Annotated in this window: 21 protein-coding genes and 1 tRNA gene; all 22 read left to right on the top strand. The window is 38.3% G+C overall.

From position 1 onward, the window contains the following. The first annotated feature begins 3 nt into the window (after window positions 1-3). The 22 genes from moaA (at window position 4) to xdh (ending at window position 25860) form a co-directional block, all read left to right on the top strand. Window positions 4-969 (top strand): GTP 3',8-cyclase MoaA, encoded by a 966-nt coding sequence (moaA, locus tag DW000_RS05360; RefSeq protein ID WP_120055451.1) that lies wholly within the window; start codon window positions 4-6, stop codon window positions 967-969. 1 nt (window position 970) lies between these two features. Then, window positions 971-1273 carry a hypothetical protein gene (locus tag DW000_RS05355; RefSeq protein WP_008601476.1) on the top strand — a complete coding sequence of 101 codons (303 nt, stop codon included), beginning with the start codon at window positions 971-973 and terminating at the stop codon, window positions 1271-1273. A gap of 83 nt (window positions 1274-1356) precedes the next feature. Beyond that, window positions 1357-1432 (top strand) — tRNA-Lys (locus DW000_RS05350). Window positions 1433-1714: 282 nt separating this feature from the next. Next, window positions 1715-2656 (top strand): Dyp-type peroxidase, encoded by a 942-nt coding sequence (locus DW000_RS05345; RefSeq protein ID WP_120055449.1) that lies wholly within the window; start codon window positions 1715-1717, stop codon window positions 2654-2656. A gap of 184 nt (window positions 2657-2840) precedes the next feature. Then, window positions 2841-4340: a threonine synthase gene (gene thrC, locus DW000_RS05340; RefSeq protein WP_008601471.1), complete on the top strand. Its 1500-nt coding sequence runs from the start codon at window positions 2841-2843 to the stop codon at window positions 4338-4340. Window positions 4341-4550: 210 nt separating this feature from the next. Then, window positions 4551-5438, top strand: coding sequence for a DMT family transporter (locus DW000_RS05335; RefSeq protein WP_008601469.1), 888 nt, complete (start codon window positions 4551-4553; stop codon window positions 5436-5438). Between the two features lie 172 nt (window positions 5439-5610). Further along, window positions 5611-7278, top strand: coding sequence for an AAA family ATPase (locus tag DW000_RS05330; RefSeq protein WP_039965060.1), 1668 nt, complete (start codon window positions 5611-5613; stop codon window positions 7276-7278). Between the two features lie 284 nt (window positions 7279-7562). After that, complete coding sequence (gene mscL, locus DW000_RS05325; protein WP_039965058.1) at window positions 7563-8030, top strand: large conductance mechanosensitive channel protein MscL; 468 nt, start codon at window positions 7563-7565, stop codon at window positions 8028-8030. 123 nt (window positions 8031-8153) lie between these two features. After that, window positions 8154-9203: a D-glycerate dehydrogenase gene (locus tag DW000_RS05320; RefSeq protein WP_120055447.1), complete on the top strand. Its 1050-nt coding sequence runs from the start codon at window positions 8154-8156 to the stop codon at window positions 9201-9203. A gap of 82 nt (window positions 9204-9285) precedes the next feature. Beyond that, window positions 9286-10974, top strand: a complete 1689-nt coding sequence (locus DW000_RS05315; RefSeq protein WP_105086679.1) for a glutamine--tRNA ligase/YqeY domain fusion protein — start codon at window positions 9286-9288, stop codon at window positions 10972-10974. Between the two features lie 190 nt (window positions 10975-11164). Further along, on the top strand, window positions 11165-11797 hold the full coding sequence (locus DW000_RS05310; RefSeq protein WP_004698726.1) for a hypothetical protein: 633 nt from the start codon (window positions 11165-11167) through the stop codon (window positions 11795-11797). Window positions 11798-11901: 104 nt separating this feature from the next. Then, window positions 11902-12489 carry a DUF3793 family protein gene (locus tag DW000_RS05305; protein ID WP_008601461.1) on the top strand — a complete coding sequence of 196 codons (588 nt, stop codon included), beginning with the start codon at window positions 11902-11904 and terminating at the stop codon, window positions 12487-12489. A gap of 10 nt (window positions 12490-12499) precedes the next feature. Beyond that, the gene (locus DW000_RS05300) at window positions 12500-12919 is read left to right on the top strand and encodes a flavodoxin (RefSeq protein WP_004696544.1); all 420 of its coding nucleotides are present in this window, start codon (window positions 12500-12502) and stop codon (window positions 12917-12919) included. A gap of 398 nt (window positions 12920-13317) precedes the next feature. Next, window positions 13318-13950, top strand: coding sequence for a helix-turn-helix transcriptional regulator (locus DW000_RS05295; protein WP_012864622.1), 633 nt, complete (start codon window positions 13318-13320; stop codon window positions 13948-13950). Window positions 13951-13959: 9 nt separating this feature from the next. Continuing rightward, entirely contained in the window at window positions 13960-15171 is a 1212-nt protein-coding gene (dpaL, locus tag DW000_RS05290) for a diaminopropionate ammonia-lyase (RefSeq protein ID WP_012864621.1), read from the top strand. Between the two features lie 12 nt (window positions 15172-15183). Then, on the top strand, window positions 15184-16494 hold the full coding sequence (locus DW000_RS05285) for a YgeY family selenium metabolism-linked hydrolase (RefSeq protein WP_004698551.1): 1311 nt from the start codon (window positions 15184-15186) through the stop codon (window positions 16492-16494). Window positions 16495-16646: 152 nt separating this feature from the next. Next, window positions 16647-17840, top strand: a complete 1194-nt coding sequence (ygeW, locus tag DW000_RS05280; RefSeq protein WP_004698646.1) for a knotted carbamoyltransferase YgeW — start codon at window positions 16647-16649, stop codon at window positions 17838-17840. Window positions 17841-17908: 68 nt separating this feature from the next. Further along, complete coding sequence (gene arcC, locus DW000_RS05275) at window positions 17909-18844, top strand: carbamate kinase (protein ID WP_060919220.1); 936 nt, start codon at window positions 17909-17911, stop codon at window positions 18842-18844. Window positions 18845-18898: 54 nt separating this feature from the next. Continuing rightward, window positions 18899-20227: a putative aminohydrolase SsnA gene (gene ssnA, locus DW000_RS05270; protein ID WP_120055445.1), complete on the top strand. Its 1329-nt coding sequence runs from the start codon at window positions 18899-18901 to the stop codon at window positions 20225-20227. Between the two features lie 28 nt (window positions 20228-20255). Beyond that, window positions 20256-21947, top strand: coding sequence for a selenate reductase (locus DW000_RS05265; protein WP_120055443.1), 1692 nt, complete (start codon window positions 20256-20258; stop codon window positions 21945-21947). Continuing rightward, window positions 21944-23293, top strand: coding sequence for a dihydropyrimidinase (hydA, locus tag DW000_RS05260; protein WP_077708588.1), 1350 nt, complete (start codon window positions 21944-21946; stop codon window positions 23291-23293). Before DW000_RS05265 ends, hydA begins: the two co-directional genes overlap by 4 nt. A gap of 17 nt (window positions 23294-23310) precedes the next feature. Then, window positions 23311-25860: a selenium-dependent xanthine dehydrogenase gene (xdh, locus tag DW000_RS05255; RefSeq protein WP_120055441.1), complete on the top strand. Its 2550-nt coding sequence runs from the start codon at window positions 23311-23313 to the stop codon at window positions 25858-25860. Window positions 25861-25864 lie beyond the last annotated feature (4 nt).

The raw sequence follows: 25864 nt of genomic DNA, 5'->3' as shown, positions 1-25864 counted from the left end.
ATTATGAAAGACGCATGGGGCCGTACAATTGAATATGTACGTCTGTCGCTGACAGATGCGTGTAATTTTTGTTGTCCCTACTGCCGGCCTGCAGAAATTACGCCTCAAAGTCAAACGCAACTATTGTCTGTTGATGAATGGATGACCATTTTAGGAGCTTTCCATCATATTGGTGTGAAGGCAGTACGCCTCACAGGTGGTGAGCCTTTGCTCTATCCACATATTGAAGAACTACTAGGTCGCATTAAAGAATCAGGTTGGTTTGAAGATATCTCTATGACTACCAATGGTAGTTTATTAGCTTCACGAGCGCAACGGTTAAAAAAATTTGGCTTGAATCGTGTGAATATTAGTTTGGACTCTCTTGAAACTGAAGCTTTTGCTACCTGTGTTGGTAAAACGGGACAGTTGGAGTCTGTTCTCGACGGTATACGTAGTGCTATTAATGCTAACTTTAAATCCGTTAAGATTAATACGGTTTTATCTCGTTATTGGTCCGATGATGAAGTTAAATCTTTATTACAATATGTTGAAAAATGGCCTGTTGTTTGGCGGTTTATTGAATACATGCCGTTCCAAGGTGATGCCTTTCATGGGCCTACCTTTGATGAATGGAAGGAACAATTAGAACGCGTTAGTGGCGGATCTCTCACAGAGGTTCATTCTGTTTATGGCTTTGGTCCAGCTACATATTTGGCACTACCTAGTGGTAAGGCTGTAGGCTTTATTTTTTCTATGTCTCATAGTTATTGTGATACATGCAATCGTGTGCGCCTTACATCTGATGGTCAAATGCGATTGTGCTTGTTGCGAGATGATGAGGCTGATCTTGTATCGCTCGTGCGCAATGGTGCCTCAGAAGAGGCTTTAGCCAAGCATATCGAACGTGCTTTGCAACGAAAACAAGAACGACATGATGGTATAGGCATGGAGCAACCAGAACGACCAATGTGGCGAATCGGAGGGTAGTATGGGATTTTTTGATTTTTTAAAGCCTAGATCAAAGGAAAATATTGAATCATGCTGGCCTGGAGGCAAGATGCTTCAAGTCCATATAGAATACGATACACAAGAGTCTGTTTTTACCTATTTTGGTCGTTATGGGTTACAGTTTAGCGTTCCTAAGTCTAATTTAACGAATATTATTGTTAAAGAAGTAAGCCGCACTCATAGTGTGCTTCAACTATATAGTGGTGAAAACTGCGTAGGGACTAGTGATTTACTCCCTACTGAGGCCTGTAATATTATGAAGGATTGGGTATTACAATATTAATAATATGAATGTTGATATTTTATAGGAGTGTAATAAATTTTCTTTACATTCCTATAAAATAAGCATATAATTATTCATGTCATGGACCACTAGCTCAGCTGGCAGAGCACCTGACTCTTAATCAGGGTGTCCAGGGTTCGAACCCCTGGTGGTCCACCAGAGTAAAGAACTCACATTTTGTGTGAGTTCTTTTTTTGTGTAAATATTTTTCTTTTAGCTTTTTAGATATCTTTTTAGCCTTTATATAGTTATTTACATGGTTAAAATACGTTGTGGTTTAATCCTATTTTTCTCAAACAAGTAGTCATTGATTCAATTAAGTTTATAAACTTTAACATTAATGGAATATAGTATTGATACAATATAATATATTTTATAGACAGTAAAACTATAATAGCTTATGATGGTTTTATAATAGTTTTTCTCATTAGGAGGTACCAAATGGCAGTAGATGTTTCTAGAACACAAGATGTGTATAAAGATGCTGGCCAAAGTGTCAACTTCACCACTTTGTTATTAAACCGTAAAGATCATGAGGCAGAGCTTGAAGTGATTCAAGATATGGCAGATCGTATTCAAGCCATTAAACGTTCTGTTAGTATTCGCGCTAATGGGGAAGGTTTGGGCATTGCCTTTGGCTTTAGCCGTAAGGCATGGGATTATTTGTTCCCTAATGCACCGGTACCAAAAGAGTTAGAAGACTTTCAAGGCATAAAAGGTGATAAACAAGATGTACCAGCTGTAGCAGCTGACTTATTTTTGCATGTCCGCTCTAATGATGAATCTGTTACGTATACTGTAGTAGATCAAATTATGGAGTTCTTACGCCCTATTACATCTGTTGTAGATGAAACCCATGGCTTCCACTACGAACAAGGTCGTGCGATTATTGATTTCGTTGATGGTACGGAAAACCCTGTTGGCCAAGAGACTGTAGAGTGGGGCGTTATTGGAGATGAAGATCCTGAATTTACTAATGGCTCTTATGCATTTGCACAGAAATATGAACATGATCTTGATGCATGGCGTGCACTTCCTACAGAAATGCAAGAAAAATTCATTGGTCGTCGTAAATTTAGCGATATTGAATTAGAGGATGATGAAAAAGATCCGGCAGCTCACAATGTAGTGGCTCAAGATAATCGTGATGACGAAGAACACAAAATCGTTCGTATGAATGTTCCATTTGCTCAACCAGGACATGGCGTACGTGGTACATTTTTCATCGGTTATGCTCGTTACTGGGATGTAACTAAAACAATGCTTACCAATATGTTTACGCAAAACGATAAATTGCTTGATTACTCCAAACCTATTACTGGCATGTTATTCTTCATCCCATCTCTTGATACATTGGATGCTATTGCGGAAGGTGAACTATAACCGAATTCTGATTAATATTGGAAAGCTGTATATTCACTTAATTAGTTAGTAATATTTGGTTTTATCTATTAGATTAAAAATTTATTATATAATTCTATAGAAAGCGCCCCAAGTGGGCGCTTTTATGCTATAATAAATCTATTAAACTCGTAAAAATCCATTGTAGTCATGAATGAGGTATTCCATGAATTATACTAGCACCCGAGGTACCGTTGCGGTAAATGAAACATATGCATTGTTGCACGGCTTAGCAGAGGATGGTGGCCTATATGTACCATCTTTATTTCCTACAAACTGCTTAACTTACAATGATGTGAAAGATAAAAACTACCAAGAAGTAGCAGCCGTTGTTTTAGCAAAGTTGTTTCCATGCTTTTCCGAAGCTCATTTAAATGAAATGATTAATTCTGCTTATTGCGATGCTAACTTCAGCACCCGTGATATTGCACCATTACACTCTTTATTGGAAAAGGTTTCCGTATTGGAATTATTCCATGGCCGCACACAAGCTTTCAAAGATATGGCCTTGTCCTTATTCCCATATTTGTTAGTGGCAGCTAAAGAGGCGGAAGGTGAGAAAAAAGAGGTTCTTATCTTAACGGCTACCTCTGGTGATACTGGTAAAGCAGCTCTTGAGGGCTTCAAGGATGTACCGGGAACTCATATTCAAGTATTCTACCCGACTGATGGCGTTAGTCCTATGCAAGCGGAACAAATGCAAAAACAAGAAGGGGAGAATGTTAATGTTACGGCTATTCATGGCAATTTTGACGATGCTCAACAATTCTTGAAACGCCTCTTTGTTGATAAAGCGACTGCTGAAGAGGTTGCTGAAAAAGGGATTATGTTCTCCAGTGCGAACTCTATCAATATTGGTCGTTTAGCTCCACAAGTAGTTTACTATGTAAATGCCTATGCTGAACTGGTTGCACAAGGTGCAATCCATGAAGATGAAGCTTTCAACGTTGTAGTTCCAACAGGTAACTTCGGTAATATCTTGGCTGCTTACTATGCTAAAAAAATGGGGATTCCTATCGGCAAATTGATTTGTGCATCTAATCAAAATAACGTACTTACTGACTTCTTTGAAAACGGTACCTACGATATGAACCGCCCATTCTATACGACGATTTCTCCATCTATGGATATTCTTGAATCCTCTAACTTTGAACGATTCTTATATTATATTTCTGGTGAAGATAGCGAACGTACAGTAGGATGGATGAAAGATCTTAAAACAACAGGCAAATTAACTGTTAATGAAGAAGAGTTCAAACGTGTTAAGACTGATTTTGCTGGTGCCTACGTTGATGATGAAGAAACAAAAGCAATCATTGAACAAGTATATAATTCTTACGGTTATGTAATGGATCCTCATACGGCAGTTGCTATGGGGGCGTATATGAAGGAGTTGGAGAAGCATCCTGAAGATGGCGCTCGTCATACAGTGATTGCATCTACAGCACATCCATTTAAATTTCCTACACCAATCTGTGAGGCATTGGATATCAAGGTGGGCGAGACTCCTTATGAAAGCTTAGATAATATCTCTGCTGTAACGGGTGTTGCCTTCCCTAAACAATTGGAAGCCTTACAATCCAAACCATTGCGCTTTACAAAAGCAATCGACAAAGAGAATATGAAACAAGAAATCTTAGATTTTGTAGATACATTCTCTAAATAATACAATGCCGCCTTTCCTTAGAAGGGCGGCATATCTATATGTTTTTTATTGAGTAATCATTTTTTATTGATTAACCAATTAAATTCATTTTCTCATTAAATTAACATTCATCATATGATATGGAATTTTGTTAGTATGTATTGATGTATTCATTATTTATAGAAATATGGGTTTATAATTATATAGAGAAATATAATTATAGGAGGGGCTATGGCTAAAAAGGGCCTTATATATGCATTGTTATCCGCACTTTTATTTAGTACGATGAATGTATTTGTAAAACTGTTAGGGACAAATATTCCACCTGGGGAGATCGCTTTTGCCCGTGGGTTCTTTGGGACTGTTGCGGTGCTCATTATTATGTATGTGAAGGGCATCCGTTTTTCAAAAGAGGATCGGGGGCTCCTCGTCATGCGTGGCTTATACGGCGGTTTTGGTATGGTATGTAATTTCATAGCATTGGTACACATAAAATTATCTGATGCAACAATTCTATTTCAGACGACAGGAATATTTGTTTTTATCTTTAGTGCTCTGTTTCTGAAGGAATCGATACCTAAAGGGGCTGGCAAATGGCTTGGAGTCATTTTGATTGCTGTCTTAGTAATGGTAAATCCTTTTAGTTATGAATCATTTTCTTGGTATGCATTGGTAGCAATTTTAGGTGCTGCTTTAGCTGCGGCGGCCTATACGACGATACGAACTATTAGTAAACGCGGAAAACATAGTAATTTTGAAATCATGGCCTATTTCATGATTACTGGCATGATTGCGGGCCTCGTCACTACTGATAAGCTCGTTATGCCTCAAGGTACAGATTGGCTCATTATCTTCGCTATCGGTGGTATTAGTGTAGTGGCTCAGTTTTTCTTGACTGGCGCCTTTGTTACGACCAATGCTGTAGTGGCTCAATTCTTGCAATACGTTGGCGTATTTATTAGTTCCTTCTATGGGTTCTTGATCTTTGGTGAAAGCTTATCCATAGCAACAGTAGGAGCTGGTATTGCTATGTTTATATCCTCTGTCATGTTGGCGCGTCTTAAAGAACAGAGTGGTCCATTAAGAGAGGGCAAGGTTATAGAGGATAAAATTAAATAAATGTCGAATATATACAGTATCAGACTGTATATGACAGTGGGGGTGCTGATTACATTCGTGATTGGCACCTTTTTACATAAAAGATAAAATACAGGGGTATTAGTTAGTGATTTATTGTAATGAAATATACTAGAGCTTTTTCATTTTGAAAGTAGCTACAGACGGAGGAGCTATGTATATAAAATGGATGCATATTGAAAACTATAGGAACTTAGCCGATGTAACGCTAAGCTTTCACAATGATATTAATTACTTTGTCGGTGAAAATGCGGTAGGTAAGTCTAATTTTTTAGATCTCTTAGAAATTATCATGGAGTGCCATGGTTTTATTGAAAGTGATTTTACGGATGTAAATAAGCCTATTCGCATTGATTTTGAAATATCTCTAGGTGAGTTAAATTATAAAAGCATGTATACTGCTGATGAGGGACCTACCTACCGTTTACGACTTGAACAAGTTGTACAAGAGGTATATCCACGATTATACAGAGTCACTGATGCAGGGATTGAGCCTATGCCGTTGTCTATGATTCGTCATGCTTTATATGTGTGTCATCGCGATACCTCAGAGCAGGAACTGTTTTCTATACCGTCCTCTATATATGTAGAATTAGGACAGCTATTACAAGCTTATGTGTCTCGATTAGAAATGCCTACTGATGATTTTCAGCGTGAAATTGTTAGTTTACGTAAGGATTTAGATCCTTACTGTATGCTCAATATTCAACATCTTGTAGAGGTATTGTCTACATCCTCCGCTATGGAACGTAAGTATTCTGCTGATAATGTACGATTGATTATGGCTGTGGCTCTCAAGATTTTGGCTCAAATTTATATGAAAGTGAGTAGTGCAACTACAAATTTAGAATCTTTACTTGTATATGATGCAAAGGGATACAAGTTTTTACCAATCTTTATAAGTGTGGATGAGCCTGAGCTACATTTAAGTCCGTATTTGCAACGGGCTGTGCTCAATTATTACCGTCAAATTGCAACTAATGAAAATGAAGAGTTTTTAGCATTGCTGCGAGATATTTTTAAAATAGATGGATTGTTAGGACAGCTCTTTGTGGTTACTCACAGTACGGATGCGCTAGTTGACGATTATCGTCATATTATTCGGCTTTATCGGGATGAAAATAATATGGTCTGTGCAGCATGTGGAGTTACTTTCAATTTTCCTAAAGAGGTAGAGAAACACTTGATTATGCATTTTCCTGAGGCAAAAGAGGCTCTATACGCTCGGTGTATTATCATCGTAGAAGGGGAGACTGAGTACGGTAGCTTTACAGGCTTTGGTAAAAAATTAGGCGTGGACTTTGACTATTTTGGAATCTGTCTTATCAACGCTCGGGGCGAGTCCTCTATCAGTAAATTGCAAAAATTGTTTAATAGATTCTCTATTCCTACAGTAGCTCTCTATGATCGCGATGTAGAGGGAAAATATGCAAAAGCACATAGCAATATATTCTATACGGAGGAAATTTGTTTTGAAATGGATTTTGTATCGTATCTACTTGCGATGCACAAGCGTTCCATAATGGATGCCATCATCAAGGACATTATTGATGACGCTCGTCCAATGGTAACAAAGGATATGGCGCGGCGTGGTTATGCTAAATTAGGTATTACTAAAAGCCAAATTGTACAACGATGTTTACCAAATATTTCGGATCGTAAGTTGGATGATTTACATATCTATTACTTCTCTTGGTTTTATGCTAATAAAGGAGTAATTGTAGGGCGACGTATTAGTCAATTTTTAGATGCTTCCATGATACCACCTGCATTTATTGCAGTAATAGAGCGTGCTAAACTTCTTTCGCTAGGCTTAGGTTAATGGAGTAATACATTACTACTTCTAATTAATAGAGTCTGACCAAAGTTTTGTTAGACTCTATTTTTTCGAAGGTAACATAGCGTTTTAGAGTGTAGGCATAGGAAATATGGTGTAAAAAATACGCATAATAAGCGATTTATTACTATAATAGATAGAATTATAAAAAACTATATTAACTAAATTTTAAAAACTACATCGAAATTTCTTGACATCTTTTTATCTTTATTTTATGATTAGTACTGTTATTAATGCATTCTCAATTAAACGTATCTAGGAGTATGAAAATGAAAGACTTTCTAAATGACTTTAAAGCATTTGCTTTCAAAGGCAATATGATGGACCTAGCTATTGGTATGATTATTGGTGCTGCTTTCACAGCATTGGTTAATTCTGTTGTAAACAACCTATTCATGCCTATTCTCAGTGTATTCACAGGTGGTATTGATTTTAGTAATTTGTACTTGCCATTGAGCACAGGTTCTAAAGATGCATTCATGTCTGGTGCTGATATTGCTACAGCTCGTGCAGCTGGATCTGTATTGCCATATGGTACATTTATTACTGATTTGATTCAATTCTTGATTTTGGCATTTGTTGTATTCTTGATGGTTCGTGGTTTGGCTAAAATGATGAAATCTGCGAAAGAAGAGGAAGTTGCAGAAGCACCTGCAACGAAAGAATGTCAATTCTGTAAATCTGAAATCAATATCAATGCAGTTAAATGCCCTAACTGTACTGCAGATTTGAACTAGTTCAAATTTAAATTATACATAAAAGGAGTGAGGTTTTGACCTTACTCCTTTTTGTTGTATTACGTTAGCTTTCTAGTATAAAATATAATTATAATATATTGAATTTTTTAGGGAGGGATATACATGGAAAAGAAACCTCTAGTAGTAGTAAATGGACTGGTTCGCAAAGATGCGATTGCATATTTAAAAGAGCATGTAGATGTGCGCCAATGGACTGAAAAAACAGTGATGCCTCGTGAGGTACTGAAGGAATGGCTCATTGATGCGGATGGTTTGTGGTGTGTACGACCTTTAGATGTAGATGGTGATCTTGTAAAGAATGCGCCAAATTTAAAGGTTATAGCACAAGCGGCCGTAGGTTATGATAATGTAAATATTGATGAACTAACAGTGGCAGGTATTCCTTATGGCAATACGCCAGGTGTTCTCAATGAAACGGTAGCAGAACTTGCATTTACGTTGATTGCCACGGCTAGTCGTCGTATTATAGAAAATGCTAACTTTGTAAAAGACGGTCGTTGGGCTCAAAGACCTTCTAATATTAAAGGTTTTGATTTAAGTCGTCGCACTCTTGGTATCATTGGCATGGGGGCTATCGGCGTATCCATTTCTCGACGTGCCCGTGCGTTTGGTATGACTGTTGTGTATCATAATCGTAATCAACGTTTGGATGATAAGATTCATAAGACTACTTATATGGAGTTAGATGATTTATTAGCCATTAGTGATGTAGTATGCGTTATGGCTCCATTGACAGATGAAACATATCATATGTGTGATGAAGCGTTTTTCAAGAAGATGAAGAATACAGCTTTATTTGTTAATGTTGGTCGTGGACCTATCGTAGATACTGATGCACTTATCAATGCTCTTAAAACGGGTGCAATCGATTATGCTGCCCTCGATGTAACGGATCCAGAACCATTACCAGCGGATCATCCATTGTTAGATGTAGAAAACTGCCTTATTGTACCGCATATTGGCTCTTACACAGATAGAACTCGTTATGACATGTCTATTTTGACAGCGGATAATATTATTGCCGGCGTTCATAAGAAACCTTTAAAAACATGTGTAAATGAAGAAGTAAATTATAAGAAACCTCAAATGGATGTAGAGTCTGCGCTAGAAGAGCTTAAAAAGGCTGGCGTTGATTTAACTGATTTCGACTAAAAGTGGAAGACATTAAAAGATATGCGGTTTTATACAAAATATGGTAAAATAAAAGAATATTTTTCCTATGGAGGTAAGAACGTTGGAACATAAAGACATTGAAAAAGATGTAGCTCCTGAAGAAGTTGTATCTGTTAACTTTATTGAAGCTATTATCAACAAAGATAACGAAACTGGCAAATACGGTGGCCGTGTATTGACTCGCTTTCCACCAGAACCAAATGGTTACTTGCATATTGGACATGCTAAATCTATTTGCCTCAACTTTGGTATTGGTAAACAATACAATGGCTTAACAAATCTTCGCTTTGATGATACAAATCCTGTAAAAGAAGATGTCGAATATGTAAACTCCATCATGGAAGACGTTAAATGGCTTGGATTTGATTGGAATGAACAACCACGCTATGCATCTGATTATTTTGACCAAATGTATGAGTATGCTAAGAAATTAATCACCCTTGGCAAGGCTTATGTAGATGATCAAAGTGCAGATGAAATTAAACAAAATCGCGGCGATTTCTCTACTCCTGGTGTCAATAGTCCATACCGTGAGCGTAGTGTAGAAGAAAACTTGGCACTCTTCGAAGAAATGAAGGCTGGCAAGTATAAAGATGGGGAAAAGGTATTGCGTGCAAAAATCGATATGGCGCATCCTAATATCGTAATGCGTGATCCTGTTATTTATCGTATTGTAAATACAGAGCATCATAATACGGGTAATGAGTGGAAAATTTACCCTATGTATGATTTTGCCCATCCTATTGAAGATGCTATTGAACGCATTACGCATTCTATTTGTACATTGGAATTTGAAGTTCACCGGCCATTATATGATTGGGTGTTAGAGGAATGGGATGATACTGAAATTCCTCAACAAATTGAGTTTGCTCGCTTGAATGTAACTAAAATGGTTATGTCCAAACGTAAATTGCGTGCTCTTGTTGAGGCAGGCCTTGTAGCTGGTTGGGATGATCCCCGTATGCCGACAATTTCAGGTTTGCGCCGCCGTGGTTATACACCGGAATCTATTCGTGATTTCTGTGATCGCATTGGTGTAGCGAAGGCGGATAGCGTTGTTGATATTGCTTTGCTTGAGTTCTGTATCCGTGAAGATTTGAAACTCAAAGCTACACGCCCTATGGTAGTTATTGATCCTGTGAAAGTTGTTATTACGAACTATCCAGAAGGTCAAACTGAACTTTGCACAGTTGAAAACAATCCAGAAAATGAAGAGTTGGGTAACCGTGAAGTTGTATTCGGTCGTGAAATCTACATTGAACGCAATGACTTTATGGAAGAACCAGTTAAGAAATTTTTCCGCTTGGCACCAGGTAAAGAAGTACGCTTAAAAGGTGCATACTTCATTACATGTACTGATGTTATTAAAGATGAAAATGGCAATATTACAGAAATACACTGTACATATGATCCAGAAACTAAGAGTGGTAGCGGTTGCACTCGTAAGGTAAAAGGGACATTGCACTGGGTTGAAGCATCTACTGCAGTAGATATTGAATCTCGCTTATATGATTATTTACTTAAAGAAGATTCGGATGGTAAAGACTTCTTGGGCGATTTCAACCATGACTCCTTACAAGTATTCCATAGTAAAGGGGAAGCATGTCTTGCTAATACTGTACCAGGTGATCATTTCCAATTCTTGCGTCAAGGTTACTTTGTAACTGATAAAGACAGTACTTCAGACCATATTGTGATGAACCGTATTGTTGGTTTACGCGATAGTTGGGCTAAGGCACAAAAGAAATAATATAACGCTTATTTTATATTACTATAATGTTAAAGAACCGCTCCTTGGTGGGCGGTTCTTTAACACTGGGTTATTACTATAAATACTTTAATGACAATAGATATTTAGAATAGCCTAAGCCATTGTTTGGCTTTAATCTCTAGATGTTGTATTGCTAGCTTATTATATTAAAGCTTTGATGAGGAAAAACATGAAGAAATTAGTATTACTTGCTACGGCAGCGGCTGTGTTGGCATCTGTGCCAGCTACTGGTTCTGCAGCAAATATCAAGTCCATTTTAAATAGAAGTCAAACTGTAACATATCAAGGTGTTAAATTGCCTGAAGGTGTTACTATGTATCAAAACAATCCTAAAGCATTATTTGCAGGGGAAGGGAAACAAGACGTTAAATCTGTACTTCTTGAAGCAGGTGTATCTTCTGCAGATGTATATACATTAAATATTAAAACAGAAAACGAAATGCGATATGCTGTTTATGCTAATGTTGTATTAGGTAAACAATTATCTGGTCGTATGAGTGAAGCAAAACATATGAATACAGATTCTTCCTCAATTGGTGCATTGGCCGCTGCTATTAACAAGGGTGAGAGCCCTGCGCTTGGCACTTTTACGGTAATAAATCCATTAGTAAAACAAGGCAATGCCTATGAAGGTACATTGAAATATAAAAGTGTAGCTAATAATAATTCTTATAATGAGATATTACATATTAGTATTTCTGAAGATAAATATACAGGACCAAATGCTCATTTAATCGCTGTTGATGAAGCTAATGATAGTGTTGTATTCCCTAAAGTTAAAGGTTTATTACATACCAAATAATAAATAATTATTGAAAATATATATCAATTATTCTTGACAATTTTTCTCATCAAGAGTACTATGAGCCTATAGGAATTATTCTCATTAGAGGTAATTCTAACGATGTGCAACAGGCAGGTACTATTATGATGAATTCAATTGACCATATCATTGGATATCATTGTGCACCGGCAATTCGAGGTATTAAGCTATCGAACTTGGTTTCTATTCCACGGGACATGAATGAACAAATCCAATTTGTATTGATAGAGTATAATAAAGCGTTCAATGAAAAAGGATTGTTCTTCTTTGAATTATGTCGTTGTAAAGCGCGAAGACTATTATTGGTATTCCGTGAGAAGCAATTAAGAGACTATGTACGCCAACCTGCGGTGATGTTATTTTTGAAAGCCTACGGTTATCATGATCAAATGAGCATTATGGAGATGCTTGAACATCTTAGATATCGTATGGAAGTAAGCATTGAGTTTCCACATGAAATCGGCATTTTTTTAGGTTACCCATTAAAGGATGTGAAATGTTTTATTTCTTATCGTGGTGGAGGATACCGAATGTGCGGAGAGTGGAAGGTTTACCATGATGTGGTAAATGCGCAACGCTCTTTCTTGTGTTACAAAGCATGTCGTGAATTTTGTCAAACTCAATTGATGTTGGGAAAAACATTTAGTTCATTGGTCGCAAGAACGGCCTAGGAGGTACAAGATGATTGGTGTAATTTTTTGGTCCGGTACAGGCAATACAGAACGCATGGCTTATGAAGTAGCTGAAGGTATTAAAGCTGCAGGTCAAGAAGTTGAAGTAAAATCCGTTTCTGAAGTATCTGTTGATGAAGCAGCAGCTTATGAAAAATTAGCTCTTGGCTGTGCTGATATGGGTGCAGAACAATTAGAAGAAGGCGAATTTGAACCATTCTACACTGAACTAGAAGGCAAGTTGAGTGGTAAAAAAATAGCGATCTTTGGCTCCTATGGTTGGGGTGGCACTTGGTTGGAAGACTGGGGCACTCGAATTAAAGATGCTGGTGGCGAATTAGTGGCTGATGGCGTAGCAATCTTGGGCGAACCTGATGATGATGGTAATGCACAATGCCAAGAATTAGGTAAAACATTAGCAAATGCTTAATTTGATTTCAACTACTAAATAAATACTAATAGTTAATAATAAAAAGGCTGTAATGACGATAAGTCGTTATTACAGCCTTTTTTGTATGTATTTATGATTGATAGGATGAAGCATAGGTCATTAAAAATTTTAATATCATTAAGTAAATGTGATGAAAATCATAATATTTATTTATCTTTATCTCTATTCGTGTATATAAGCGTATAATTATAAATAACTTTAATGCATAATTATATTGCATTTTTGTACACATAGTCCTATAATTTAGTTAAAGAACCTAACAAAAATTTAGGTTAATACAAAAATAGTTAGGGTTAATTTTATATTAGCTATTAATCGGGCTGGCGTAATTTAAATTGGAAAGGTTAATTAATGACATTGGAAGAGGGGTTATTTCAATGAGTACATTAGAGCGAATAAAAGTCATAGCCCATGGATTAGCGGCGCAATTTGGCCCATCCTGTGAAGTATTGATTCATGATTTAAAAGGGGATATCAATTCGTCTCTTGTATATATTGAGAATGGAACTATAACTAATCGACATGTTGGTGATGGTCCATCGCATGTGGTTTTAGATGTGCTGAGTCATGACGATGGTAGCGAGGGTAGATTTGGTTATCTCACAAAAACTAAAGATGGCCGAATATTAAAATCTTCTACCATGTATATTCGTGATGATACAGGTCGTATAGCATACTTGTTGGGGATTAACCAAGATATAACAGAGTTTGTTTTGATGCATCGACTTTTGGATAGTCTGGTCAATACAGGTCAGGAAGATGCAGGATCTGTTGAAAAAATTACGACAAGTGTATCGGAGCTATTAGATGATTTATTACTAGATATAGAACGTATAGTTGGTAAACCAGGACCATTGATGAATAAGGTGGAACGCTTAAAAGCTATAACCTACTTAAACGAAAAAGGGGCTTTTCTTATCTCGAAGTCTTCTGAGAAGATAGCAGAGTATTTTAATATTTCTAAGTTTACTCTTTATAGTGATTTAAATACTATAAAGGAAGAATCCTAGGAGGCAAATATGGAACGAATTCAGTGGAAGCGTAATACGATGGCACCATCAAGTGACAAGTTTTTGTCCGTTATGGATGTTAGAGAGGTTAAGAAAGCTAAAGCGTTTCATGAAAGTTTTCCACAATATAGCATTACTCCACTTGTATCGCTTAAGAATTTAGCGTCTTATATCGGTGTTGATGCACTCTTTGTAAAAGATGAATCTTACCGATTTGGCCTTAATGCATTTAAGGTATTAGGCGGTTCCTATGCGATGGCAAAATATGTGGCGCAACAAACTGGTAAAGCTGTTGAGGATGTACCATATGATGTATTAACATCTGCAAAATTAAAAGAAGAGTTTGGTCAAGCTACATTCTTTACTGCAACTGATGGTAACCACGGTCGCGGTGTAGCATGGGCAGCCAATAAATTAGGTCAAAAATCTGTAGTATTTATGCCAAAGGGCTCTACAGAATACCGCAGAAAACAAATCGAAAATGAAGGCGCTACCGTAACAATCGAAGACTTCAATTACGATGAGTGTGTACGCTTAGCAACTAAAAAGTCTAAAGAAGTTCCTAACGGTGTTGTAGTTCAAGATACTGCATGGGAAGGTTATGAAGAAATTCCAAACTGGATTATGCAAGGCTATGGCACAATGGCTATGGAAACAGCAAATCAATTAGAAGCTGATAATTGTAAAGTTCCTACACATGTATTTGTACAAGCTGGTGTAGGTTCCCTTGCCGGTTCTGTAGTGGGTTACTTCACTAATCTATACAGCAATGTGGCTAAAAAACCTAAATTAGTGGTTGTAGAAGCGGCAGCAGCAGCTTGTTTATACAAAGGAGCTGTAGCTGATGATGGTAAACCTCGTATCGTAGAGGGTGATTTAGAAACAATCATGGCAGGCTTAGCTTGTGGTGAACCGAACACAGTTTCTTGGGATATTTTGAGAAATCATGCAGATGTATTCGTTTCTGCGCCTGACTGGGTGGCACGTTTAGGCATGCGCGTTGGCGGTGCACCGATTAAAGGCGATACTCCAATTACTACTGGAGAGTCTGGTGCAGTTCCATTAGGTCTTGTAATGGCAATTATGACAATGCCGGAATATGAAGACTTACGGAAAGAGTTAGAACTAGATGCGTCTTCAAAGGTACTCTGTTTCTCCACTGAAGGTGATACGGACCCTGAAAGATATAAAAATATTATGTGGTATGGTGAAGATCGTTAGGAGGCATTAATTATGGATTTACAAGCAATTAAACAAGCAGCGGCAACTTATGGCCCAGCGATGACAAAGTTTTTACGTGAGATCGTAGCATTCCCAGGTGAAAGTGCTGAAGAAAAAGATCATGTAAAACGTATAGAACAAGAGATGAAAGATCTAGGATTTGATGAAGTTGAAGTAGATCCTATGGGGAATATTCTTGGATATATGGGTACAGGAAAAACCCTCATTGCCTTTGATGGACATATTGATACAGTTGGTATTGGCAATCGTGATAATTGGGATTTTGATCCATACGATGGTTTCGAAGACGAAACTAAAATTGGTGGTCGTGGCGTATCTGACCAATTGGGTGGTATCGTATCCGCTGTATACGGCGCTAAGATTATGAAAGATTTAGGACTTCTAAGTGATAAATATCGTGTACTTGTTGTAGGCACCGTACAAGAAGAGGACTGTGATGGCCTTTGCTGGGAATACATGATTAAAGAACGTAATATCCGTCCTGAATTTGTAGTATCTACAGAACCAACTGATGGCGGTATCTATCGTGGGCAACGTGGTCGTATGGAAATTCGTGTAGATGTACAAGGCGTATCTTGCCATGGTTCTGCTCCTGAACGCGGTGACAACGCAATTTATAAAATGGCAGATATTCTTCAAGACATCCGTGAATTGAATGCTAACTCTGCTGATGAAAGCACAAAAATTAAGGGCCTTGTTAAAATGCTTGATCCAAAATTTAACCCTGACCACTATGAAGAAGCTCGCTTCTTAGGTCGCGGTACAGTAACTACTTCCCAAATTTTCTATACTTCTCCAAGCCGTTGTGCAGTAGCTGACTCCTGCGCTATTTCCTTGGACCGTCGTATGACTGCTGGTGAAACTTGGCAAAGTTGCTTGGCAGAAATCGAAGAATTACCACATGTTAAAGAATATGGTGCGAAAGTATCCATGTACGAATATGCTCGTCCATCTTGGACTGGTTTAACCTATCCAATCGAATGCTACTTCCCAACTTGGGTAATTCCTAAAGATCATAAAGTAACAGAAGCTTTGGAAGAAGCATACACTAGCTTATATGGCAACGAACGTATTGGTGCAGAAGATACAGTTGAAATGCGTAAAGCTCGCCCATTAACTGATAAATGGACATTCTCCACAAATGGTGTATCTATCATGGGTCGTAATGGCATCCCTTGTATTGGCTTCGGTCCTGGCGCAGAAGCACAAGCACATGCTCCTAACGAAATTACATGGAAACAAGATCTTGTAACATGTGCCGCTGTATATGCATTGTTACCATCCGTATACTGCAAAGACTAATATCACATATATTGAATTAGATCTATTTTAACGAAAATAACTGAAAATAGTTGATATTAAGAATTTCATATGGTACCTCAACATTTGATGAGGCATCGTATAAAGTTAGATCCTAAGTAGCCCTTTAGGGAATTGAAAGAGAGGACTTACAGATGACAGACTTCAATAAAAGTATTGAAACACTACAAGGCTTAGATGTTAGTAAAATGTACGGCGAAGATTTCTTCCTAACTTGGGAAAAATCTGATGACGAATTAAAAGGTGTTTGGGCAGTAGCTGATGCATTGCGTGCTCTTAGAGAACGCAATATCTCCACTAAAGTATTTGACAGCGGTCTTGGCATTTCCTTATTCCGCGATAACTCTACAAGAACTCGTTTCTCCTTTGCTTCCGCTTGTAATTTGCTAGGCCTTGAAGTTCAAGATTTAGATGAAGGCAAATCTCAAATCGCTCACGGTGAAACAGTTCGTGAAACAGCTAATATGATTTCCTTTATGGCAGATGTTATCGGTATTCGTGATGATATGTATATTGGTAAAGGGAATGCTTATATGCATCAAGTATCTGATGCAGTTAAAGAAGGTCATGAAGATGGTGTACTAGAGCAACGCCCAACGCTTGTAAACCTACAATGTGATATTGACCATCCTACACAAATCATGGCTGATACAGCTCATATCATCAAAGAATTCGGCGGTGTAGAAAACCTTAAAGGCAAAAAGATTGCTATGACTTGGGCATACTCCCCATCTTATGGTAAACCTTTATCCGTACCTCAAGGTGCTATTGGCTTATTCACTCGTCTCGGTATGGAAGTTGTATTAGCACATCCAGAAGGGTATGAAGTAATGCCGGAAGTTGAAGAAATCGCTAAGAAACAAGCTGAAGCTAGCGGCGGTTCATTCCGTAGAACTAACGACATGAAGGATGCTTTCAAAGATGCAGACATCGTATATCCTAAGAGCTGGGCTCCATTCGGTGCAATGGAAAAACGTACAAAACTGTATGGTGAAAATGATCATGAAGGTATTAAAGCATTAGAAAAAGTTCTTCTTGAAGAAAATGGTAAACATAAAGATTGGGCATGTACGGAAGAGATGATGAGTCTCACAAAGGACGGCAAAGCTCTTTACTTACATTGCTTACCAGCAGATATTACAGGTGTAAGTTGTGAAGAAGGCGAAGTAGATGCAACAGTATTTGATCGCTACCGCATACCTCTTTATAAGGAAGCAAGCTACAAACCATATGTTATTGCAGCTATGATTTTCCTTAGCAAATTTAAAAATCCTGTAGAAACCTTAAAAGAATTAGAACGGAAGGGAACCGAACGAGTTCAACCGTAAAGTAAAGTTTAGGGGCCATCCGTATTGATGGCTCCTTTTATTCTTAATAGTTTGTTATGAGGCATAACATGAAAAAGAGAGTTGTAGTAGCATTAGGGGGAAATGCATTAGGCAATTCCTTACCAGAACAGAAAATTGCTGTAAAAAGTACAGCTAAAACAATTATTGATTTAGTAGAAGCTGATTGTGATGTAGTGGTAACACATGGTAATGGACCTCAAATTGGTATGATCAACAATGCGATGGCTGCATTGACTCGTGAAGTAGAAGGTCAACCAAACACTCCATTATCTGTATGTGTAGCAATGAGCCAAGCTTATATTGGTTATGACTTACAAAATGCTCTTCACGAAGAGCTCTTAAATCGTGGTATAAAAGATTTGCCAACAATGACTATGGTTACACAAGTACTTGTTGATCAAAATGACCCAGCTTTTCAAAATCCTACAAAACCAATTGGACACTTTATGACTCAGGAAGAAGCTGAATACGCAGAAAAGAATTACGATTATGTGGTAAAAGAAGATGCGGGACGTGGTTATCGTCGTGTGGTGGCATCTCCAGCACCAAAAGAAATTATTGAACTAGAAGCAATTAAAGGTTTAGTAGGTAAACAATTAATTGTTGCTTGTGGCGGGGGAGGTATCCCAGTAACTAAAGAAGGTAATGAACTTCATGGTGCAGCTGCTGTTATCGATAAAGATTGGACTAGTAGTTTATTGGCCCAAGAAATTGATGCTGATGTTCTCGTTATTTTAACAGCTGTTGAAAAGGTTGCCATTAATTTTGGTAAAGAAAATGAAAAATGGCTTGATGAAATAACCGTTACACAAGCTAAAGAATTTGTATCAGCTGGTGAGTTTGCAGAAGGCTCGATGAAACCAAAGGTAGAAGCCGCTATAGCATTTGCAGAATCCAAAAAAGGCCGTGTTTCAATTATCACATTATTAGAGAAATCTAAAGATGGTATAGCAGGAAAAACAGGCACACGTATCGTATTATAATAATATATAAGTTTATAAGTATGCATTTCAACGAATCGTTGAGGAGGTGCCCACATGATTATATTAGGAAAAGGTACTGTTATTACTCGCGACGCTGATAGACCTATCATTTATGATGGTGCTGTTGCTATCGACGGGACTCAAATTGTTGATATTGGTATATATGATGAATTATGTAAAACGTATGTAAATGCAGAAATCATTGATGCTCATGGTGGCCTAATTATGCCAGGTTTCATTAATGCACATCACCATATTTATTCCGCTCTTGCACGAGGTTTATCATTGCCAGGTCCGGCACCGACTAACTTCGGTGAAATCTTGGAAGGACTTTGGTTCTACTTAGATAATAAATTGACCGCTCCTGATGTAAAAGCAAGTGCATTACTTACGTATTTAGGCTGTATCGAAAATGGTGTAACTACTATTTTTGACCATCACGCAAGTTATGGTGAAGTGCCTAACAGCTTATCCATCATTGCAGATGTAGCTAAACAGTTTGGTGTTCGCTCTTGCTTGTGCTACGAAGTGTCTGACCGTAACGGTGTTGATCAGATGAAAGCCGCTGTTGCAGAAAATGTACGTTTTGGTAAAGAGGCTAAAAAAGATCCATCTAGACTCGCTGCTATGATGGGCTTACATGCATCCTTTACTCTAAGTCCTGAAACATTAGATTATGTGAAAGCACAAAATGAAGACAAGTTAGGATATCACGTTCATGTTGCTGAAGGCCCAGAAGATGTGGCAGATAGTAAAGAAAAATATGGCATGACACCTGTTAGACGCCTCGTAGAGGCAGGTATTTTAGGCCCTAAGAGCATCGCTGGTCACTGTGTACACGTAACTGACGAAGATGTGGCATTATTGAAAAACTCTCAAGCTAAGGTTGTACATAACCCAGAAAGTAACATGGGTAATGCAGTAGGCACGACAGATATCTTAAAACTATTAGATGCAGGGATCACTGTTGGGCTTGGCACAGATGGTTATACAAATGATATGCTCGAATCTTATAAAGTAGCGAATTGTCTCGTGAAACATGAGCAACATAAACCATATGTAGGCTGGGGCGAAGTACCTCATATGCTATTTGAAAACAACCGCAAAATGGCTAATGAATTCTTCGATACTACGGTAGGCATCCTTAAAAAAGGTGCTGCAGCTGACGTAATTGTTCTTGATTACGCAGCACCAACACCACTTGATGAAAACAACATCAATGGTCATTTACTATTCGGTGCTAATGGTATGTATGTGGTAACAACTATTAGTGATGGTGTACCACGCATGATTGATCGTAAATTACAAGGCATTGATAAAGCTGAAGTAATGAACGAAGTTTTAGCAACATCTAAAGGTTTATGGAAACGACTAAACCCATAACGCAAACGCTTTAAAGGAGTGTGACATTATGAGTGACATTATGTATCCGGTAAGTTTCGGAAATTTGATGAACCACATTATGACTGAGTACAAGATGTACAATCGTATTTACAATGTAAATAAAATTCATCGTACGAATCATAATCAACGCTTATCTATCTTTGGTAAATCTATTGAAAATCCTGTAGGCCCAGCAGCTGGTCCTAATACACAGTTGGCACAAAACATTGTGGCATCCTATGTGGCTGGTGCTCGTTGCATCGAATTAAAAACCGTACAAATTATGTATGGTGAAGAACTAGGTATTCCTAGACCTTGTATCTACTCTGTAGACGAAGCATATAACGTAGAATGGTCTTCTGAATATAGCTGTGATGAAGCTGCTGATGAATACATTAAAGCTTGGTTCGCATTGAAATTAATCTCTAAAGAATTAGGATTAGGTGATCCAGATGGCTTCTTATTCATCATGAGTGTTGGCTACAATTTGGCTGGTATCAAGAGCCCTATGGTTGATAAATTCATTAACACAATGCGCAGTGCATCTCAATCTCCTGTGTGGGATACATGTAAACAATGGTGTCTTGACCATGTAGATGAATTTGAGCATATTGATGCTGATTATATCAACTCTATTAGTGATGAACTTTGCCAAGCAATTACATTGTCCACAATGCACGGTTGCCCAGCAGAAGAAATCGAATCCATTTGTTCGTACCTTATCAGTGAAAAAGGTCTTCACCTATACTTAAAATGCAACCCTACATTGTTAGGTCCAAAACGCATTAGAGAATTATTGGATAACGCTGGTTTTGAGTACATTGACTTTGAAGATCATCAATTTGAAGTTGACCTTCAATTCGATAAAGCTGTTCCAATGTTAGAGCGTCTTATAGCTCTTGGTGAAAAACACAATAAGATTTTCGGTGTTAAATTGACAAATACATTCCCTGTACAAATTCATAATAATGAATTGCCAGGCGAGCAAATGTACATGTCTGGTAAATCCTTGTTACCTGTAACAATTGGTGTGGCTGAGCTCCTAAGTGCTCAGTTCGGCGAACGTTTACCAATGTCTTATAGTGGTGGTGCTGTAAAACAAAATATCAAAGCTATCTTTGATTGTGGTATCTGGCCTGTAACAGTATGTACAATTCTTCTACAAGGTGAAGGTTACAATACTTTCAAAGGCTTAGCAGACGAAGTGGAATCTACTGATTACAATGCTGCTTTAAAAGTTCATAAAGAACTTATAGCTAAACTCGCTAAAGACATCGCTGAGAACAAAATCTTCAAGAAGAGCGATGCTATGAAGAAAAAACGCGAAGCAATGCCATCCTTCCCTGGTACACATAGCTCTGACTACCACTGTCGCGTAGTGTGTGGTGCTTGTGTTCGCGTATGTCCTAATAGATGTAATGAAGTCGTTACTGTAAATGATGCTAAATTGATCGTCCATGTTGATCAAAGCTGTAATGAGTGTGGTAACTGTGCATGTCATTGCGTAGAACCTTGTCAACCATACAAGGATCGCATTACATTCTTCCACAATGCTGAAGCTTTAGCAGATAGTACAAATGATGGTTTCTACATCAAAGGTACTAGCTGTGGTTATCGCTTCAAAGGTGAAGAAGCCGTATGTGACATTGATGCATTACCTAAAGAATTGAAAGGAGTTGTACATGCCTTCTGTAAAGAGCATGTGTACTATGTATCATGATTATCATACAACAAGGGGAATTGGTCTTAGCTGATCGAATCCTTACCGGAGATTTATTAATTGATGGCGACAAAATTGTCGCCATCGATGAACACGTTCCTGTTCCAGAAGGGGCTAAAGTAATTGATGCAAAAGGTTGCTACGTATTCCCAGGATTTATAGATCCTCATACGCACTTTCAAATGACCAATACTTTAGCATCGACTGCGGATGATTTTGATAGTGGTACGAAGGCTGCTATACTTGGTGGGACTACTTCAATCATCAATTTTGCTTCTCCCGAGGATGGCTCCCTTTGTAAAGGTTTAGAAGTTCACAAGGAGCGTGCCGCAGGGCGCTGCTCCTGTGACTACAAATTCCATATGGAGCTTGTAGAAATGAATGAAGAGGTATCTCATGAAATACCAAAGGTTGTAGAAGCTGGTGTATCGTCCTTTAAAGTGTACTTAGCGTATGGCTTCCGTTTAACAGATCGAGAAATTTATGATGCTATTGAAGCTATAAAACCAACGGGTGCGCTTGTAGGGGCTCACTGTGAAAACGGTGATCTTATCGATGCCTTTGTAGCAGATAAACGTAAACGTGGTGAATTAGATGTAGACAATCATCCACTCACAAGACCGGCCATGATTGAATCGGAAGCGATTAAGCGATTTAGTACAATTGGTGCTGCATTAGAGTATCCCGTGCATATTGTGCATGTAAGTTCTAAAGAAGGCGTAGATGAAGTTCTACGTGAGCGGGCATTAGGACATCAAGTGACTTGTGAAACATGTCCACAGTATTTGGTGCTTGATGAATCACGATATAAATTACCTGATTTTGAAGGGGTTAAATTTGTGATGAGTCCTCCACTTAGAACGATACAAGACCAAATGGCATTGAAGCATGCACTAGTAAATGGTGTATTCCAAACCATTGGTTCCGACCATTGTAGCTTTACCTTTAATGATCAAAAATTAAAGAGTCGGTATGACTTTACCCGAATTCCTGGAGGTATTCCTGGAGCCGAAGAACGGGGCATCATTGCTTATGATGTGTTGGTTAACCAATGCAATATGAGCGCTGTAGATTTTATGAAATTAGTTAGTGAAAACCCAGCAAAGCTATATGGCATGTATCCCAAGAAGGGTACATTAGCTGTAGGTAGTGATGGGGATATAACAATTGTAGATAAGCATATAGAACATATGCTTTCAAAAGAGTCCGCCCATACAAAGGCTGACTATATACCTTACGAAGGAATATCTGTAACTGGCAAGGTTCGAGATGTTATCCTTAGAGGTCACCATGTGGTACAAGATGGATCCTTAACAGAATCGTATCTTGGTGAATGTATTCCTTAATGAGAGGAGGGCTATATATGTACCGCTTTCAAGTGAATGGCACCCAATATGAGGTTCAAGAGGATCAACGTTTAATTGATTTCTTGCGAGCTGATTTAAAGTTGACGGGCACTAAAGAAGGTTGTAGTGCTGGTGCATGTGGTACGTGTACAGTAATTATAGACGGAAAAAAAGCAAAGGCTTGTGTAAGCAAACTATCTCAATTAGACGGTAAATCAATTGTCACGATTGAAGGTTTATCTGAACGAGAAAAAGCAGTATACACCTATGCTTTTGGTGAATGCGGAGCGGTGCAGTGTGGTTTCTGTATACCAGGTATGATTATTAGTGCAAAAGTATTGATTGACGAAAATAATGACCCTACACCTGACGATGTTAAAAAGGCGATATTAGGTAATATTTGCCGTTGTACAGGCTATGTAAAAATTGAAGAGGGCATTATGCTAGCTGCAAAAATGTTCCGTGAGAACTTACCAGTTCCAGAAAAGGATACAAATGGTAATGTAGGCGCTCGTTTACACCGTGTAGATGCTGAGGAAAAAGCATTAGGTACTGGACAATACTCTGATGATATCTATATGGATGGCATGATTTATGCCAAAGCATTGCGTTCTAAATACCCACGAGCTAGAGTTGATCGTGTTGATGTGTCTAAAGCTCTTGAACATCCAGCATGTGTAACGGCATTGACTGCTAAGGATGTACCATTCAATAAGACTGGTCATTTAGTACCGGATTGGGATGTACTTATCGCCGAAGGTGATATTACACGTTATGTAGGCGATGCAATTGCACTTGTTGCAACTACAGAAAAGAAATACTTAGACGAAGTATTGGCTCTAGTTGAAGTTGATTATACTGAATTAGAACCCGTACTAGATCCATTGGAAGCACTAAAACCAGATGCTCCTCAGTTACATCCAGAGGGAAATGTATTATCTCGTCAAACATTATCTCGTGGCGATGTAGATAAGGCTATTGCAGAGGCTGCTTTTGTAGTAACAAATCATTATTCCACGCCTCAAACCGACCATGCATTTATGGAACCAGAATGTGCCGTTGCATATCGTGAGGGAGACGAAATTCATCTGTATTCAGGTAGCCAAAATGTTTATGATGATCGGCGTGAAGTTGCTCGTATGCTTGGCATTCCAAATGAATCTGTAAAGGTTCATAGCATGCTCGTAGGTGGTGGCTTTGGTGGTAAAGAGGATATGACCGTACAACATCATGCATCACTCGTAGCTTGGCTTACAGGAAAACCAACTAAGGTACTTTTCTCCCGTCAAGAAAGTCTCAATATTCATACTAAACGTCATGCGATGGAAATGGATATTACAACAGCTTGTGATGCGGAAGGTAATTTGGTAGCAAGTAAGGTAAATATCGTTTCTAATTGTGGCGCGTATGCATCTTTAGGTGGTCCTGTACTTCAACGTGCTGGTACTCATTCTTGTGGCCCTTATCACTTTGATAATTTTGCCTTTGATGGTGTATGTGTTTATACAAATACTGTTCCTGGTGGTGCATTCCGTGGGTTTGGCGTAACACAAACTATCTTTGGTCAAGAGCAAAATATTGATGAATTAGCTGCGTTGGTAGGCATGGATCCTTGGGAATTCCGCTACAAAAATGTTGTACGCCCTGGTGACTCATTACCAAACGGCCAAATTTGTTCCAAAGAAACCGCTTTAGTAGAATGTTTGGAAGCTGTAAAAGATGCATATTATGCCTCTGATCGTACTGGCCTTGCGGTATGTTTGAAAAATAGTGGTATTGGTGTAGGACTACCTGATACGGGTCGCGTTATTTTAGAAGTACGTGATGGTAAAGTTCGTATTCGTACGGGTGCTGCTTGTATTGGTCAAGGCATGGCTACTATGGCAACACAAGTACTTTGTGAAACAACAGGCTTAACGGCGGATAAAGTATTTGTAGAACGTCCTGATACAGTACGCACACCAGATTCTGGTACAACTACTGCATCTCGCCAAACACTCTTTACCGGTGAAGCAACGCGCAAAGCAAGTCTTCGCTTAAAAGAAATGTTAAATACTAAAACATTAGAAGAACTGAATGGCGTAGAGATTTATGAAGAGTTCCTCGGTGAAACAGATCCATTTAATTCTGATAAATCGCATCCAAAAAATCACGTTGCCTATGGTTATGGTGCATGTGTAGCAACAATTGGTGAAGACAATAAGATTGCTAATTTACATGTAGCATACGATGTAGGTCGTGTAGTGAACCCTCAATCCTGTACGGGTCAGGCCGAAGGTGGCGCCATTATGGGAATGGGTTATGCAGTTACAGAAGACTTCCCTTATAAAGAAGGGTATGTAACATCTAAATACGGTACGCTAGGACTTCTTAGAGCTACCCAATGTCCTCCAATTCATGTAAGTCTTATCGAAAAAGGGACACCAGAACAATATGCATACGGAGCTAAAGGTATTGGCGAAATCTCTAGCATTCCGATTGCACCGGCTATTGCAAATGCGTATCGTCGTATCGACGGAGAACCACGTAGGTCCTTGCCGATTAAACATACAGGTTATAAAAAATAGAATA

Source organism: Veillonella sp. AF36-20BH (genome assembly GCF_003602765.1).
GTDB classification, from domain to species: domain Bacteria; phylum Bacillota; class Negativicutes; order Veillonellales; family Veillonellaceae; genus Veillonella; species Veillonella hominis.
This window is presented reverse-complemented; position numbering and strand designations above follow the sequence as displayed.

Bases quoted from the DNA above. Each gene is read 5' to 3' on its own strand.
- moaA (WP_120055451.1), top strand. From the start codon at position 4: ATGAAAGACGCATGGGGCCGTACAATTGAATATGTACGTCTGTCGCTG.
- DW000_RS05355 (WP_008601476.1), top strand. From the start codon at position 971: ATGGGATTTTTTGATTTTTTAAAGCCTAGATCAAAGGAAAATATTGAA.
- DW000_RS05345 (WP_120055449.1), top strand. From the start codon at position 1,715: ATGGCAGTAGATGTTTCTAGAACACAAGATGTGTATAAAGATGCTGGC.
- thrC (WP_008601471.1), top strand. From the start codon at position 2,841: ATGAATTATACTAGCACCCGAGGTACCGTTGCGGTAAATGAAACATAT.
- DW000_RS05335 (WP_008601469.1), top strand. From the start codon at position 4,551: ATGGCTAAAAAGGGCCTTATATATGCATTGTTATCCGCACTTTTATTT.
- DW000_RS05330 (WP_039965060.1), top strand. From the start codon at position 5,611: ATGTATATAAAATGGATGCATATTGAAAACTATAGGAACTTAGCCGAT.
- mscL (WP_039965058.1), top strand. From the start codon at position 7,563: ATGAAAGACTTTCTAAATGACTTTAAAGCATTTGCTTTCAAAGGCAAT.
- DW000_RS05320 (WP_120055447.1), top strand. From the start codon at position 8,154: ATGGAAAAGAAACCTCTAGTAGTAGTAAATGGACTGGTTCGCAAAGAT.
- DW000_RS05310 (WP_004698726.1), top strand. From the start codon at position 11,165: ATGAAGAAATTAGTATTACTTGCTACGGCAGCGGCTGTGTTGGCATCT.
- DW000_RS05300 (WP_004696544.1), top strand. From the start codon at position 12,500: ATGATTGGTGTAATTTTTTGGTCCGGTACAGGCAATACAGAACGCATG.
- DW000_RS05295 (WP_012864622.1), top strand. From the start codon at position 13,318: ATGAGTACATTAGAGCGAATAAAAGTCATAGCCCATGGATTAGCGGCG.
- dpaL (WP_012864621.1), top strand. From the start codon at position 13,960: ATGGAACGAATTCAGTGGAAGCGTAATACGATGGCACCATCAAGTGAC.
- DW000_RS05285 (WP_004698551.1), top strand. From the start codon at position 15,184: ATGGATTTACAAGCAATTAAACAAGCAGCGGCAACTTATGGCCCAGCG.
- ygeW (WP_004698646.1), top strand. From the start codon at position 16,647: ATGACAGACTTCAATAAAAGTATTGAAACACTACAAGGCTTAGATGTT.
- arcC (WP_060919220.1), top strand. From the start codon at position 17,909: ATGAAAAAGAGAGTTGTAGTAGCATTAGGGGGAAATGCATTAGGCAAT.
- ssnA (WP_120055445.1), top strand. From the start codon at position 18,899: ATGATTATATTAGGAAAAGGTACTGTTATTACTCGCGACGCTGATAGA.
- DW000_RS05265 (WP_120055443.1), top strand. From the start codon at position 20,256: ATGAGTGACATTATGTATCCGGTAAGTTTCGGAAATTTGATGAACCAC.
- hydA (WP_077708588.1), top strand. From the start codon at position 21,944: ATGATTATCATACAACAAGGGGAATTGGTCTTAGCTGATCGAATCCTT.
- xdh (WP_120055441.1), top strand. From the start codon at position 23,311: ATGTACCGCTTTCAAGTGAATGGCACCCAATATGAGGTTCAAGAGGAT.